At 64.3% G+C, this 13,522-nt stretch carries 13 protein-coding genes; 6 read left to right on the forward strand and 7 right to left on the reverse strand.

Going from position 1 to position 13,522, the window contains the following annotated elements; genetic code table 11:
* Positions 1 to 28 precede the first annotated feature (28 nt).
* Positions 29 to 1,585: a hypothetical protein gene (locus tag G4223_RS00645; RefSeq protein ID WP_163673726.1), complete on the forward strand. Its 1,557-nt coding sequence runs from the start codon at positions 29 to 31 to the stop codon at positions 1,583 to 1,585.
* A 7-nt stretch (positions 1,586 to 1,592) separates the two neighbouring features.
* On the opposite strand, the gene G4223_RS00650 is transcribed toward G4223_RS00645, so the two are convergent.
* From G4223_RS00650 to G4223_RS00675, 6 genes are all read right to left on the reverse strand, one after another.
* A complete protein-coding gene (locus tag G4223_RS00650) occupies positions 1,593 to 2,408 on the reverse strand; it encodes a ferritin-like domain-containing protein (protein ID WP_163673728.1) in 816 nt (271 codons plus the stop codon).
* A gap of 175 nt (positions 2,409 to 2,583) precedes the next feature.
* Complete coding sequence (locus G4223_RS00655; RefSeq protein ID WP_163673730.1) at positions 2,584 to 2,985, reverse strand: F0F1 ATP synthase subunit epsilon; 402 nt, start codon at positions 2,983 to 2,985, stop codon at positions 2,584 to 2,586.
* A gap of 65 nt (positions 2,986 to 3,050) precedes the next feature.
* Positions 3,051 to 4,472, reverse strand: coding sequence for a F0F1 ATP synthase subunit beta (gene atpD, locus G4223_RS00660; protein ID WP_163673731.1), 1,422 nt, complete (start codon positions 4,470 to 4,472; stop codon positions 3,051 to 3,053).
* Between the two features lie 20 nt (positions 4,473 to 4,492).
* Entirely contained in the window at positions 4,493 to 5,377 is an 885-nt protein-coding gene (locus G4223_RS00665; RefSeq protein WP_163673733.1) for a F0F1 ATP synthase subunit gamma, read from the reverse strand.
* 15 nt (positions 5,378 to 5,392) lie between these two features.
* Positions 5,393 to 6,922: a F0F1 ATP synthase subunit alpha gene (gene atpA / locus G4223_RS00670; RefSeq protein WP_163673735.1), complete on the reverse strand. Its 1,530-nt coding sequence runs from the start codon at positions 6,920 to 6,922 to the stop codon at positions 5,393 to 5,395.
* Positions 6,922 to 7,476 carry a F0F1 ATP synthase subunit delta gene (locus tag G4223_RS00675; protein ID WP_163673737.1) on the reverse strand — a complete coding sequence of 185 codons (555 nt, stop codon included), beginning with the start codon at positions 7,474 to 7,476 and terminating at the stop codon, positions 6,922 to 6,924. Before G4223_RS00675 ends, atpA begins: the two co-directional genes overlap by 1 nt.
* 429 nt (positions 7,477 to 7,905) lie before the next feature.
* On the opposite strand from G4223_RS00675, the gene G4223_RS00680 reads away from it, so the two are divergent.
* Genes G4223_RS00680 through G4223_RS00690 form a run of 3 tightly spaced genes read left to right on the forward strand, consistent with a single transcriptional unit; the run spans position 7,906 to position 10,035 of the window.
* Entirely contained in the window at positions 7,906 to 8,601 is a 696-nt protein-coding gene (locus G4223_RS00680) for a hypothetical protein (protein ID WP_163673739.1), read from the forward strand.
* Positions 8,564 to 9,400 carry a hypothetical protein gene (locus G4223_RS00685; protein WP_163673741.1) on the forward strand — a complete coding sequence of 279 codons (837 nt, stop codon included), beginning with the start codon at positions 8,564 to 8,566 and terminating at the stop codon, positions 9,398 to 9,400. The genes G4223_RS00680 and G4223_RS00685 overlap by 38 nt, the downstream gene beginning before the upstream one ends.
* Positions 9,397 to 10,035 carry an NUDIX hydrolase gene (locus G4223_RS00690; RefSeq protein ID WP_163673743.1) on the forward strand — a complete coding sequence of 213 codons (639 nt, stop codon included), beginning with the start codon at positions 9,397 to 9,399 and terminating at the stop codon, positions 10,033 to 10,035. The genes G4223_RS00685 and G4223_RS00690 overlap by 4 nt, the downstream gene beginning before the upstream one ends.
* Here G4223_RS00690 and G4223_RS00695 read toward each other — a convergent pair.
* On the reverse strand, positions 10,032 to 12,230 hold the full coding sequence (locus G4223_RS00695) for a primosomal protein N' (RefSeq protein WP_163673745.1): 2,199 nt from the start codon (positions 12,228 to 12,230) through the stop codon (positions 10,032 to 10,034). The genes G4223_RS00690 and G4223_RS00695 overlap by 4 nt on opposite strands.
* Before the next feature lie 49 nt (positions 12,231 to 12,279).
* Here G4223_RS00695 and G4223_RS00700 point away from each other — a divergent pair, with 49 nt between their 5' ends.
* A complete protein-coding gene (locus G4223_RS00700; protein ID WP_163673747.1) occupies positions 12,280 to 13,002 on the forward strand; it encodes a DUF484 family protein in 723 nt (240 codons plus the stop codon).
* Between the two features lie 68 nt (positions 13,003 to 13,070).
* The gene (locus G4223_RS00705; RefSeq protein ID WP_163673749.1) at positions 13,071 to 13,457 is read left to right on the forward strand and encodes a DUF805 domain-containing protein; all 387 of its coding nucleotides are present in this window, start codon (positions 13,071 to 13,073) and stop codon (positions 13,455 to 13,457) included.
* The last annotated feature ends 65 nt before the right edge of the window (positions 13,458 to 13,522 follow it).

Raw genomic sequence — 13,522 nt, forward strand, 5'->3', positions numbered from 1 at the left:
CATCCCAACACCTGCCCCCTCGTGCCCCATGCCGAACAAAGCCTCTCTTTTGTGGGTCAGCGCGCATCAGACCCTGACGTCGCGCGGCGCCCGTCTGGCGACTTTTCCGCTGTTGCTGGCGGTCATGGTGTTGCCGGTCCTGGCCGGGCCGGTGGCGCCGCTGGCCGATTTCGTCAACCACCTGGCGCGGATGCACGTCCTGGCCGCACGCGACAGCCACCCCTTGCTGGCCGAACTTTATCGGGTGCAATGGGCGGTGATCCCCAACCTGATCATGGACGCGGTGGTACCGCCCCTGGTGCGGGTTTTCGGAGTCTACGCCGCCGGCCAGATATTCGTGGCGGCGACGCTGCTGGTTCTGGCCACCGGCCCGATGATGGTGCACCGCGCCCTGTTCGGCCGGTTCTCGCCCCTGCCCATGGTCGCGGTGCTGTTCCTCTATAACGGCATGCTGCTGTTCGGGCTGATGAACTACCTGCTCGGCCTGGGCATCGCGCTTTGGGGACTGGCCGGGTGGATCGCCCTCAGGGACCGTTCCTTGTGGCTGCGGCTGCCGTTGGCAACCGCCATCGTCGCCGTGCTGTTCTTTTGCCACCTGTTCGACGTCGGCCTGTTCGGGCTGGCGGCGGGCAGCCTGGAATTATGGCGGTGGTCCCGCGACTGGCCGGTGGCGCCACGTCGTCTGGTGGCGGATTCCCTGGCGTTGCTGGTGCCGTTCCTGCCGGTGCCGTTGTTGATGCTGGCCAGCCCGACCATGGGCTTGTCCCATGACGTCTTGTGGTTGCCGCAGGGCAAGATGGACGGCATCACCGCCATCATCCAGCTTTATGGCGACGTCACCGATCTGGTGTTCGGCGGCTTGTTGATCGGTGGCGGCCTGTGGCTGGCCCGTCGCCGGCTGCTGGGGCTGCACCCCGCCGGCTGGACGCTGTTCGTGATTGGCGTGCTGGTCTTCCTGGCCCTGCCGCGCATGCTGTTCGGATCGTGGCTGGCCGACCAGCGCATGCCCATCGCCCTGCTGTTCCTGGTGCTGGGGTTCCTGCGGCCGGCCTCCGGGCGGACATTGGGCGCGGCCTTCTACACCCTGCTGATCGGTCTTTCGCTGTTCCGGGTGGTGGACGTCCAGGCCCATTGGAGCCAATTGGGCAACCGTTATCAGGAATTCCGCGCCGCCTCGCAGCTGATTGCCCCCGGCGCCTCGGTTCTGGTGGCGACCGCCGATCAGCCGGCCGGTACCGAGGCCGCCAACCTGGCGATCAGCCACGCCGCCTGTCTGGCGGTGATCGAGCGCGACGCCTTGGTCTCCACCGTGTTCAGCGTGCCGGGGAAGCAAATCCTGGACGTCGCGCCGGCAAAACGCGACCGCGTCGATGCCGAAGACGGCGACCCGCCGACCGTCAGTCAGATGCTTGCGGCGGCCGATGGCCCCTTGCCGGGCAAGCCCCGCTATTGGGACCGCTGGGGCCAACGCTACGACTATCTCTTCGTGCTCTACACCCGGCGCGGCGACGACAATCCCGATCCCGAGCAATTGGCGTTGCTGACGGAAGGCGACGCTTTCCAGCTTTACCAAATCCGGCGCTAAAACAGCCTCAGGCCGCCTTGCGCAACGCCTCGGCGCGGGATTGCATCTTCTTCCAGGCGAAGGCCTTGGCCTTGCCGCCGATCCAGCCGGTGGGATCGATACCGATCACCTTGAGCACCATGGAAACGGCACGTTCGGTGTGTACCGGCCGATAGAAGCCATAGGCCCGCGCCGCGTATTCACGGTTGCAGCGAACATGATCATACGGAACGTCCAGCGGATCGACCGCCGCGTGGTAGGCATAGGCCAGTTCGTCGTCGTCGGTTTCCCTGATCCGGCTAATGGCGACCATGGCACGGCGCATCATGCTGACGCCCTCGCGGGCGACATAATGCTTCATGCCGTCATAGAACCACTTGTAATGGCGGAATTCGTCGCCGGCGATGCGATGGCAGATGGCCTTCAGCACCGGTTCGTCGGTGGCGTCGCGCAAGGCGGAATAAAAGGACGAGGTTCCGGTTTCGACGATACAACGGGCCAGCAACTCGCCGGTCAGCGAACCGCGAACCGAATTGTCCAGGTCGATCGGCACCTTGTAGCCGTCGGTGAAGCGCTTGAAGCGTTCCTGGAAATTGAAGCCGGGGTCGGCCAGTTCGGCATAGCGCCCCAGCACGTCGCCGTGCTGCACTTCCTCGGCCCGCCATTGCACCGACAATTGCTGGAATTCCGGGTCGTCGCGGAAAATCTTTTGTAGGTAGGACGTATAGTCGCCGGCGTTGCGTTCCACCATGGAAGCGGCCTTGACCACCTTGAGGATATCCGGGGAAAGCTTGGAAGCGTCGAATTCGCCCCACGGAATGTCATCCGGCGTCCATTGCGGCATGGTGCTTTCCTCGTCTGAAGGTGATTTGACCATTCTGTTACAGCGGTCGTAAAGTTCAAGGACATTCAACGACAAAGGGGGCAACGACAAAGGGGGCAACGACAAAGGGGCCGACCCGAAGGTCAGCCCCTTGCCAATGTTCGACGGCGCGACACGCGACGGCAACCGACACCAATCAGGCGGCGGCGGCCTTCATGGCGTTGGCGACCGCGATCTTCTTCTCGGCCGCGACCTTCTCGGCCTCGGTGCGGGCGTCGTCCAGCGCGTCCTTGGCGGCCACCAGACGTTCCTCGACCATGGCGGCGGTCAGGTCGGCCACCGGAATGGCCTCTTCGGCCAGGACGGTGATGCGCTCTTCGTTGACTTCGGCGAAGCCGCCAGCCACGAAAATACGGTCGGCGACCTTGCCGGCGTCATGGATGTCGATGACACCCGGACGCACGGTGGCGATCACGGGGGAGTGGCGGGGCAGCGCGCCGAAGTCGCCTTCGGTGCCCGGAACCACCACCATGTCGACGGCCGAGCTGACCAACAGCTTTGCCGGCGACACCAGTTCGAACTGAATCTTTTCGGCCATGAGCCCGGTTCCTTAACTAAATCGAGAAGAGGGGGCGGGCCGGAGCCCACCCCTTCGCGACCGGATTAGGCCTCGGCGGCCAGCTTCTTGGCCTTCTCGATGACTTCCTCGATACCGCCGACCATGTAGAAGGCGGCTTCGGGAAGGTGATCGTACTCGCCGGCGCAGATCGCCTTGAAGGACTTCACGGTCTCGTCGATGGCGACCAGCTTGCCCGGAGTGCCGGTGAACACCTCGGCCACGTGGAACGGCTGGGACAGGAAGCGCTGGATCTTACGGGCGCGAGCCACGACCAGCTTGTCCTCTTCCGACAGTTCGTCCATGCCCAGGATGGCGATGATGTCCTGCAACGACTTGTAGGTCTGCAAGATACGCTGCACTTCGCGGGCGGTGGAGTAGTGCTCTTCACCGACGATGCGCGGGTCGAGGGCGCGGGAGGTCGAGTCCAGCGGATCCACGGCCGGGAAAATCGCCTGTTCGGCGATGGCACGCGACAACACGGTGGTGGCATCCAGGTGGGCGAACGAAGTGGCCGGCGCGGGGTCGGTCAAGTCGTCGGCCGGCACGTAAATGGCCTGCACCGAGGTGATCGAGCCCTTCTTGGTGGAGGTGATACGCTCCTGAAGGGCGCCCATGTCGGTGGCGAGCGTCGGCTGGTAACCCACGGCCGACGGAATGCGGCCCAGCAGAGCGGACACTTCCGAACCGGCCTGGGTGAAGCGGAAGATGTTGTCCACGAAGAACAACACGTCCTGGCCTTCTTCGTCGCGGAAGTATTCGGCGACGGTCAGACCCGACAGGGCCACACGGGCGCGGGCGCCCGGCGGTTCGTTCATCTGACCATAGACCAGGGCCACCTTGGAGCCCGGACCGTCGGTCTTGATGACGCCCGATTCGATCATTTCGTGGTAAAGGTCGTTACCTTCACGGGTACGCTCGCCGACACCGGCGAACACCGACACACCACCGTGCGCCTTGGCGACGTTGTTGATCAGTTCCATGATGGTGACGGTCTTGCCCACGCCGGCGCCGCCGAACAGGCCGATCTTGCCGCCCTTGAGGTAGGGAGCCAGCAGGTCGATGACCTTGATGCCGGTGACCAGGATCTCGGCTTCGGTGGACTGGTCCACGAAGGCGGGGGCGTCGGCATGGATCGGAGCGGTCTTCTGAGCGCCGACCGGGCCACGCTCGTCCACCGGCTCGCCGATGACGTTGAGAATGCGGCCCAGGGTCTCGGGACCGACCGGCATGCGGATCGCGTCGCCGGTGTCCCGAACTTCCTGGCCGCGGACCAGACCGTCCGAGCTGTCCATCGCGATGGTGCGGACGGTGTTTTCACCCAGATGCTGGGCGACTTCCAGAACCAGGGTCTTACCGGCGTTGGTGGTGTGCAGCGCGTTCAGGATGGCCGGCAGCTGGCCCTCGAAACGCACGTCCACGACGGCGCCCGTAACCTGGGTGATCGTGCCGACGTTGGTGTTAGCCATGGGTGTGCTCCTAGACTTCCTTACAGCGCCTCGGCGCCGGAGATGATTTCGATCAGTTCCTTGGTGATCTGAGCCTGGCGAGACCGGTTGTACTTGATGGTCAGGCCGTTGATCATGTCACCAGCGTTGCGGGTGGCGTTGTCCATGGCGGTCATACGCGCGCCTTGCTCGGACGCCTGGCTTTCCAGCATCGAGCGGAAGACCTGCACCGCCAGATTGCGCGGCAACAAGGTGGACAGGATGCCTTCTTCGCTCGGCTCGAACTCGTAGATCGCCTTGGCCCCTTCGTCCTTGGCGGCGGCCACTTCCGGCACCGCGAAGGGAATGAGCTGCTGGCGGGTCACGACCTGGCTGATCGCCGACTGGAAGCGGTTGTAGACGACGGTGCAGACGTCGAATTCACCCGCTTCGAACATGTCGGTGACCTTGGTGGCGACGGCGTCGGCCTCGGGGAAGGTGATTCCCTTGCGGCCCAGACCCTCGAAACCTTCGATCAGGTGGGCGCCGAAATCGCGCTTGATCTGCTCGCGGCCCTTGCGGCCCACGGGCATGATCTTGACGGTCTTGCCTTCGCGCAGCAATTGGCTGACGAGGCGGCGAACATCGCGCACGATGGACGAGTTGAAACCGCCGCAGAGACCGCGATCGGCGGTCACCATGACGATCAACTGGACGTCGTCCTTGCCGGTGCCGGCCAACAGGCGCGGCGCGCCCGCCTGTCCGGCCACCGAAGCGGCCAGAGTGCCCAGCATCCGCTCCATGCGCTCGGCGAAGGGTCGTGCCTGCTCCGCCGCGCTTTGCGCGCGACGGAGCTTGGAGGCGGCGACCATCTTCATGGCCGAGGTGATCTTCCTCGTCGATTTGACGGAGGTGATCCTCAGCCGTAGGTCCTTAAGGCTCGGCATCGGCTAAGCCACCCCTTAGGCGAAGGTCTTGGCGTAGGCGTCGAGGAAAGCCTTGAGCTTTTCCTCGGTCTCCTTGGTGAGCTGCTTGTCGGTGGCGATGGCGGTCAGAATTTCCGGCGCCTTCGACTTGACTTCCGACAGCAGGCCACGCTCGAAGCGGCCGACGTCACGAACATCCAGCTTGTCCAGGTAACCCCTCACACCGGCGAAGATGGAAACCACTTCCTCTTCGGTCGACAGCGGAGCGAACTGCGGCTGCTTCAGCAGTTCGGTCAGACGGGCGCCGCGGGCCAACAGCTTCTGGGTGGCCGGGTCCAGATCGGAAGCGAACTGCGCGAAGGCAGCCATTTCGCGATACTGGGCCAGTTCCATCTTGATGGTGCCGGCGACCTGCTTCATGGCCTTGATCTGGGCGGCGGAGCCGACGCGCGACACCGACAGACCCACGTTCACGGCCGGGCGGATGCCCTTATAGAACAGGTCGGTTTCCAGGAAGATCTGACCGTCGGTGATCGAGATCACGTTGGTCGGAATGTAGGCCGACACGTCGTTGGCCTGGGTCTCGATCACCGGCAGAGCGGTCAACGAGCCGGAGCCGTTGGCGTCGTTCAGCTTGGCGGCGCGCTCGAGCAGGCGCGAGTGCAGGTAGAACACGTCGCCCGGATAGGCTTCGCGGCCCGGCGGACGGCGCAGCAGCAGCGACATCTGACGATAGGCCACGGCCTGCTTGGACAGATCATCATAGATGATCAGGGCATGCATGCCGTTGTCGCGGAAGTATTCGCCCATGGTGCAGCCCGAGAACGGGGCCAGGTACTGCAACGGAGCGGCTTCCGACGCGGTGGCGGCGACGACGATGGTGTAGTCCATGGCGCCGTAGTCGGACAGCGTCTTGACGATCTGCGCGACGGTCGAACGCTTCTGGCCGACGGCGACGTAGATGCAGTACAGCTTGGCCTTCTCGTCGGAACCGGCGTGGGCGGCCTTCTGGTTGATGATGGTGTCGATCAGAATGGCGGTCTTGCCGGTCTGACGGTCACCGATCACCAGTTCGCGCTGGCCGCGGCCGATCGGGATCAGGGCGTCGACGGCCTTGATGCCGGTGCTCATCGGCTCGTGCACCGACTTACGCGGAATGATGCCCGGCGCCTTGACGTCGACGTGGCGCATCTCGGCGCCGTCGATCGGGCCCTTGCCGTCGATCGGGTTGCCCAGCGCGTCGACGACGCGACCCAGCAGACCCTTGCCGACCGGCACTTCCACGATGGCGCCGGTACGCTTGACCGTGTCGCCTTCCTTGATGGAGCGGTCGTCGCCGAAGATCACGATACCGACATTGTCGGTTTCGAGGTTCAGCGCCATACCCTTGATGCCACCCGGGAACTCGACCATCTCGCCGGCCTGGACCTTGTCCAGACCGTGAACGCGGGCGATACCATCACCCACCGAGAGAACCTGGCCGACCTCGGCGACTTCCGCCTCGGTACCGAAATTGGCGATCTGTTGCTTGAGGATCGCGGAGATCTCAGCCGCGCGGATTTCCATTATCCAACCCCTTTCATAGCGAGCTTGAGGTGCTGCAGCTTCGTCTTGAGCGAGCTGTCAACCATTCGGGAACCGACCTTGACCACCATGCCGCCCAGCAGGGCGGGATCGACGACCAGGTCCACGGCGACATTGCTGCCGAACGCGGCCTTGAGCGACGACGCCAACGCATCCTGTTGAGCCTGGCTCAGCGGAACGGCGGAAGCGACATTGGCCGAAAGCTCACCGCGCTTGGCGGCAAGTCGGCCGAGATACGCGTCGATCACCCCAAGAAGGGTGTCTAGACGGCGATTCTTGGCCAAAAGCCCGAGGAAGTTCGCCGTCAGGGACGAGAACTTCGCAGCGTCGGCTAGGGCGGAAACGCCTTTGCCTGCTTCGTCACGGGTCAGCACGGGAGAGTCGAGAAGACGACGCAGGTCCGCACTTTCGCGGACCATGGCCTTCAGAGTTTTGAGGTCGCCCGCCACCTGATCGAGCACACCCTGGGTGTCGGCAAGCTCGAAGAGCGCGGTGGCATAGCGGTCGGCGATCACGCCAGTTGTTTCGGATGGCACCTGGGCAAGTCCTTCGGGTCAGGTCGAAAACGAATTCGCCGGGCGGCCTAAAATATTGTTTTGCAAACGTATTCTGTCGCCATGCGGGAAAATTCCCCCAAAAGCGCGTCGGTTAACTAACACATCGGGTTATACGTTGCAAGCCGACTCCTGCCCGTTTGGAGTGGGCTGTCCACTCTTGTCGTTCCAAGGGCCTGTGGAATCGACCCCACCCAACGAGGTAGCCATCGCTCCACCCACCCCCTACCCGCAGGCAGAAACCGCCAAATCAAGCATTCATACCCCAAGACGAATACCACCCCAGCGCCAACGATTTTGGCAACCTTGGCGAGAAAACGATTCGCGAAAAACGGCCAATGGCGGTTGATTAATAAGACCTTGCTCTTATGATTGTTTTGCCAGGCAGCAACCATCGCATCGGGGGATCTCATGCCGAAACTCGAGCCCAGTGATTTGAAGCCGGTGACCGGCATGCCCCAGGCGCTAGACAACCAGTGGCGTCCAAGGGGGGCGAAAGAGCAGGCATCCGCCACGGCGGAAACACCGCGCGACGATCTTGTCCGCGAAGAATTCATCCGCGCCCTGATTGCCCTGGAAAGCGTGGTCGTCAACCGCGCAAGCCTAGTCAACGCGTCCGCCTTGCGGCCCTATTTCGATCCCGGTCACCCCGAACGCGAACATCTAGCGGCATTGTTCCGTGACAAAGCCCTGATACCGTTCCTGTCCCGCGAAAACGACGCGCTGATCGACCCGGACGCGCTCGGTTTTTCTGCCAATGCCGAACAGGCCCGTGCGTGGAACGACTTCCAGCGCGACGCGGGGGATCTGCCCTTGCTGCGGCTGTCGTGGAACGATGCCGAAAACGACCAGTTGCTCCGCGAGAGGCTTGGACAAGCCTTTCACCATCGCATTCTGGTGATGTCCGCGCCCACAGATATGAGCGCGCTGGCCATGGCGCTGAACCTTGGCGAGGATGCGGTCGATACCTTGCGACGGACCCTGACACAGGTGGCTGCCGCCTGCCTTGCAGAATACGGCAACCATGGGCATTACACCCAACGCGAATTCATCTACAGGAAGTTCGTCGTTGAGGACGACAGCCCCCCCCCATCTCGGCCGCATTGATGAGCGCAAGCCCTTTTCCCGTGCCATCAAGGAATGTGCCGATCTGATCTACAACACCAATCTTCCGGATGCCCTCGACCGCTACCTGCTCACCCCGGCCGGCAGCCCCAGTCGTTCGATGCTTCAGGAGTTCGACCGCGACCTTAAACGTGGCAATGCTCTCGATCCGGAACGAGCCTTCCATCTGTTGCGGGCGACCACCTTCAGTCGCTTGCACGAGGGACTTTGCATTGCCGGCTATGGCGCCCTGGGACTGGGCGAAGTCAGAGCCTTGCGCGACACCGAGCAATGGAGAAACTACATCGCCTCCCATTCGCGGACCCTGGACGTGAGGACGCTGTGCGAGAACACGATGATCCTTGATGACGTTTTCCGACATTACGTTGAGGTCATCACCGAGGCCACCACCATGCTGGACCGGAAGCGCCGCGGCCAATTGGTGACACGGTGGCGGCCAATGGTCCAGATCGTGCTGGAAGCGGCAGGGCGCCCCGTGATCAGCACCATCTTTGATGGAAACGAGGCTTATTACACCGTCGCCGAGGCGGTCTTGCCCTACCTGACCGACCTAGCCACGCCAACCGTCATCAAGATGTGCGTCCTCGGCTATGACAGCCTGAATGGCGGATCGCCTCACCAGAGAAAGCTGGACAACAACATCGTTCTGATGACAGGCAACATGAGCCGAGCACGGACTGAGATAAACAATATGGTCCGCCGGTTCAAATCTGAAGGCGTCTTCTCTGATGCCCGGACGGAATTAGTCAAACGGCTTTCCGCCTGCCGCGAGAACCGATGATGACCTACGAAGAACTCCAGAGAGCACATCCTGAACTTTTCAACAACCCTGACGACGCTCCCATCCGCGTCCGTGCGAAAGCCGCTGGCGACGGGACCCATGGAATACTCTATGCGGATCCCTACCTGCTTCTGCTGCGCGACCCCGTCGTATTCGCGTCCGGACGGGCCGGAAGCTACCTGAGGATTATTGACCAGCCGATTGGAGTTCCCGGAGTGGCGGTCCTGCCCAGACATCAGGGCAACATCATCTTGATCAACCATTTCCGCCACGCCACACGGCGGCACCACCTGGAAATTCCGCGCGGCTATGGCGAAACCGGACGATCCTCGGTCGAGAACGCCGCAAAGGAAGTCCTTGAGGAGATTGGCGGCCACATCGAACACTTGATCAACCTGGGTTCGTTGACCTGGAACAGCGGCCTCAGCAATGGCTGCACCGATCTGTTTCTGGCTGACCTAGACGAAATCGGCGCCCCGGCAACGGAAGAAGGCGTGTCGGCCATCATGCCAGTCACCCTGAGCATCTTCGAAGAATGGATCGCCTCGGGCCGGATTGCGGATTCCTTCACCATCGCATGCTGGAGCCGCGCCCATCTCCGGGGGCTGCTGTCGTCACCCGTCCCCACTGCCTAGAAAAAACTATAGGGATCGACGTCCACCTGGACCCGGATTCCGCCGGTCGGCGGCACCTGGGACAGCCATTGCCGAAGCGCCGCGTGCAGGTTGGCCGAACGCGCCGCCTTGACCAGGAAACGGCGGCGGTGACGGCCGCGCAACAGCGCCAGGGGGGCCGGGGCCGGCCCCAGAACCTGAAGGGCCGGATCATGCGGCGCGGCACGGGCCAGACGGCGGCAGAAATCGTCGAGCGCGTTTGTGTCGGGGCCTGAAACCACCAGCGCGGCCAGCCGGCCATAGGGCGGCATGCCGGCCTCGCGCCGGAATTCCGCTTCCGACGCGATGAAGCCGTCGCGGTCGCCGTCGATCAACGCCCGCATCACCGGATGGTCGGGCTGATAGGTCTGCAACAGCACCCGACCGGGACGTTCGGCACGGCCGGCACGGCCGGCCACCTGGGACAGCAATTGATGGGTCCGTTCGGCGGCACGCAGGTCGCCGCCTTCGAGCCCGAGATCGGAATCCACCACGCCGACCAGGGTCAGCATGGGAAAGTGATAGCCCTTGGCGACGATCTGGGTGCCGATCAACAGGTCGATCTCGTGGTCGGCCACCTGACGGACGAACTCGGCCGCCGCGTGCGGTCCGGTCACCGTGTCCGACGCCATCAGGGCGACACGGGCGCCGGGAAAGCGGTGCGCGGCCTCTTCGGCGATGCGCTCGACGCCGGGACCGCAGGCGACGAAGCTGTCCTCAGCCTCGCATTGGGGGCATTTTTCCGGCGGCCGCACCGCATGGCCGCAATGATGGCAGACCAGCCGTCCGGCAAGACGATGCTCGACCAGCCACGCCGTGCAATGGGGACATTGCAGGCGGTGGCCGCAGGCGCGGCACAGCGTCAGCGGCGCATAGCCCCGGCGATTGAGGAACAGCATGGCCTGCTCGCCGGCCGCCAGGGTTTCCTCGATCGCCTGGACCAGCACCGGCGACAGCCACATGCCGCGCGGCGGCGGAAAGCGGCGCAGGTCGACGGCCGAAATCTCCGGCAAGGCGGCCCCGGCATGACGGTCGGGCAGGTGCAGGCGGACATAGCGCCCGGCCTGGATATTGGCCAAGGTCTCCAACGACGGCGTGGCCGAGGCCAGCACCACCGGCACCCCACCCAGCCGCGCCCGCACCACCGCCATGTCGCGGGCGTGGTAGCTGACGCCGTCTTCCTGTTTGAAGGCGCCGTCGTGTTCCTCGTCCACCACCACCAGCCCGAGAGTCCGATAGGGCAGGAACAGCGCGGACCGCGCCCCCACCACGACCCGGGCCTCGCCCGAGGCGACGGCGCGCCAGGTCTCGCGCCGCCGGGCGTCGGACAGTTCGGAATGCCACTCGGCCGGGGCGACGCCGAAACGGGCGCTGAAACGTTTGAGCCATTGCGCCGACAGAGCGATCTCGGGCAACAGCACCAGCACCTGACGCCCCTTCGCCAAGGCGGCGGCCACCGCCTCGAAATAGACCTCTGTCTTGCCCGAGCCGGTGACGCCGTCGATCACCTGGACGGAAAACCCGCTGTCCAGCGCCGCCACCAGAGCGTCGGCGGCCACGCGCTGACCGTCGGACAGGATGGGGGCCGGCCGGCCCAGATCGGGAGCGTGAAAAAACGGCGGCCGGGCGATTTCCACCATCTCCAGCCCGCCGGCCTCGACCAACCCCTTGACCACCGCCGGCCCCACCCCCGCCTCGCGCGCCAGATCGGCGCCCGGCAACGGTGGCAACTGGGCCGCCAGATCCAGCACCCTGCGCCGGGCCGCCGTCATCTTCAGGTCGGGCATTGTGGGGGCCAGCCGCACGCCATGCAGGGGCTTGGGCGGAACCAGCGCGTCGGGAACGCTCATGGCCATCTTCAGCACGGCACCGGGTGCCGCCAGGGTATAGGCCGCCACCCAGTCGACAAACTTGCGCGTCACCTCGGGCAAGGGTGGGCAATCAAGACGTTCCCCCACCACCCGCAAGCGACCGGCATCGACGTCACCACGGCCCTCGCCCCACACCACCCCCACCAGCTCGCGCTTGCCCAGCGGCACGGTGACGAAGTCGCCCACAGCCAACGGCCGCTCGCCGACCCGATAGTCGTAGGCGCCGGCCAAGGGCAACGGCAGCAAAACGGCAACGCGGTCTTGCGGAGAAAATCGCGGCGTGGGGTTGGCGACGGCGGAAAGCATGGTCTAGACTGTACAGCCCTTACCTCTTTCGCAAAAGCCGAGACGCTGAATGGCGCACAAGCGCGACGACGCCGCATCAGCCGCACCCCCTGCGGCCGCCCCCACCGAAGCCCAGGTGGCGGCTTATCTTCGCCGGCACGGCGACTTCCTGTTGCGTCACCCCGATCTGGTGATGGCGCTGTCGCCGCCGTCGCGCTGGGCCGAGGCCGGATCGGTGGTGGACATGCAGGCGTTCATGATCGAACGCCTGAAGGAAGAGGTGAACCGCATCAAGGGTGCGGCCGAGGATTTGATCCTGACCTCGCGGTCCAACATGAACACCCAGAACCGCACCCATCAGGCGGTACTGGTGTTGATGGAGGCCGACAGCCTGGCCGAACTGGCCCAGGCGGTGGCCGACGACCTGCCGCCGATCCTGGACGTGGACATCGCGACCTTGTGTTTCGAACGCGACGACCTCCAGCCGTTGCCGGTGTTGCAGGTGCCGGGCGTGTTCGCCCTGCCGACCGGCAGCGTCGATTTGCTGATGGGCGGTCCCGAGCGCCATTGCGCCCTGCACGAGGAAATGCCCGGCGACCCGGCGCTGTTCGGCGGCGGTGCGGGATTGGTGGCGTCGTCGGCCCTGGTCCGGCTGTCGCCCGGCGGCATCTGCCCCGAGGGGGTGCTGGCCCTGGGATCGCGCCACGGCTGCACCTTCCACGCCGGCCAGGGCACCGAGCTGATCTCGTTCCTGGCCCGCGTCATCGAGCTTTGTCTGCGCCGCTTCGTCTGAAAGGATGATTGACGGCTCCCTCGGCGCATGCTGCCTTATGGCGTCATTCCTGAGGGGGGATTTCAATCATGACTTTCGGTAACGCTGTCTCGGTCTGTTTCAGCAAGTTCGCCACCTTCCAGGGCCGGGCTGCACGGTCGGAATACTGGTATTTCACCTTGTTCCTGGTCCTGGCCAACATCGTCTTGACCATTATCGACGCCGTCACCGGCATCGGCGTGCTGGCGCTGATCTTCGCTTTGGCCACCCTGGTTCCGTCCATCGCCGTCTCGGTGCGCCGGCTGCACGACACCGACCGTCCCGGCTGGTGGTACCTGCTGTTTTTCCTGCCGGTGATCGGCGCCATCGTGCTGCTGATCTGGTTCAGCACCAAGGGCACCACCGGCCCCAACCGCTTCGGCGACGACCCCTTGGGCGGCGGCGAAATCCCGGCAGCGCTGGAGGCCCAGGCCTGAGAGTCCGTTGAGCCTGGGAGCCCGTTAAGCTTGAGAGTCCGTTGATCTTGGGAGCGGCGGCGCTA

The sequence above is a fragment of the Magnetospirillum aberrantis SpK genome (assembly GCF_011022235.1).
Taxonomy (GTDB): domain Bacteria; phylum Pseudomonadota; class Alphaproteobacteria; order Rhodospirillales; family Magnetospirillaceae; genus Magnetospirillum; species Magnetospirillum aberrantis.

Bases quoted from the DNA above. Each gene is read 5' to 3' on its own strand.
- G4223_RS00645 (WP_163673726.1), top strand. From the start codon at position 29: ATGCCGAACAAAGCCTCTCTTTTGTGGGTCAGCGCGCATCAGACCCTG.
- G4223_RS00650 (WP_163673728.1), bottom strand. From the start codon at position 2,408: ATGCCGCAATGGACGCCGGATGACATTCCGTGGGGCGAATTCGACGCT.
- G4223_RS00655 (WP_163673730.1), bottom strand. From the start codon at position 2,985: ATGGCCGAAAAGATTCAGTTCGAACTGGTGTCGCCGGCAAAGCTGTTG.
- atpD (WP_163673731.1), bottom strand. From the start codon at position 4,472: ATGGCTAACACCAACGTCGGCACGATCACCCAGGTTACGGGCGCCGTC.
- G4223_RS00665 (WP_163673733.1), bottom strand. From the start codon at position 5,377: ATGCCGAGCCTTAAGGACCTACGGCTGAGGATCACCTCCGTCAAATCG.
- atpA (WP_163673735.1), bottom strand. From the start codon at position 6,922: ATGGAAATCCGCGCGGCTGAGATCTCCGCGATCCTCAAGCAACAGATC.
- G4223_RS00680 (WP_163673739.1), top strand. From the start codon at position 7,906: ATGCCGAAACTCGAGCCCAGTGATTTGAAGCCGGTGACCGGCATGCCC.
- G4223_RS00690 (WP_163673743.1), top strand. From the start codon at position 9,397: ATGATGACCTACGAAGAACTCCAGAGAGCACATCCTGAACTTTTCAAC.
- G4223_RS00695 (WP_163673745.1), bottom strand. From the start codon at position 12,230: ATGCTTTCCGCCGTCGCCAACCCCACGCCGCGATTTTCTCCGCAAGAC.
- G4223_RS00700 (WP_163673747.1), top strand. From the start codon at position 12,280: ATGGCGCACAAGCGCGACGACGCCGCATCAGCCGCACCCCCTGCGGCC.
- G4223_RS00705 (WP_163673749.1), top strand. From the start codon at position 13,071: ATGACTTTCGGTAACGCTGTCTCGGTCTGTTTCAGCAAGTTCGCCACC.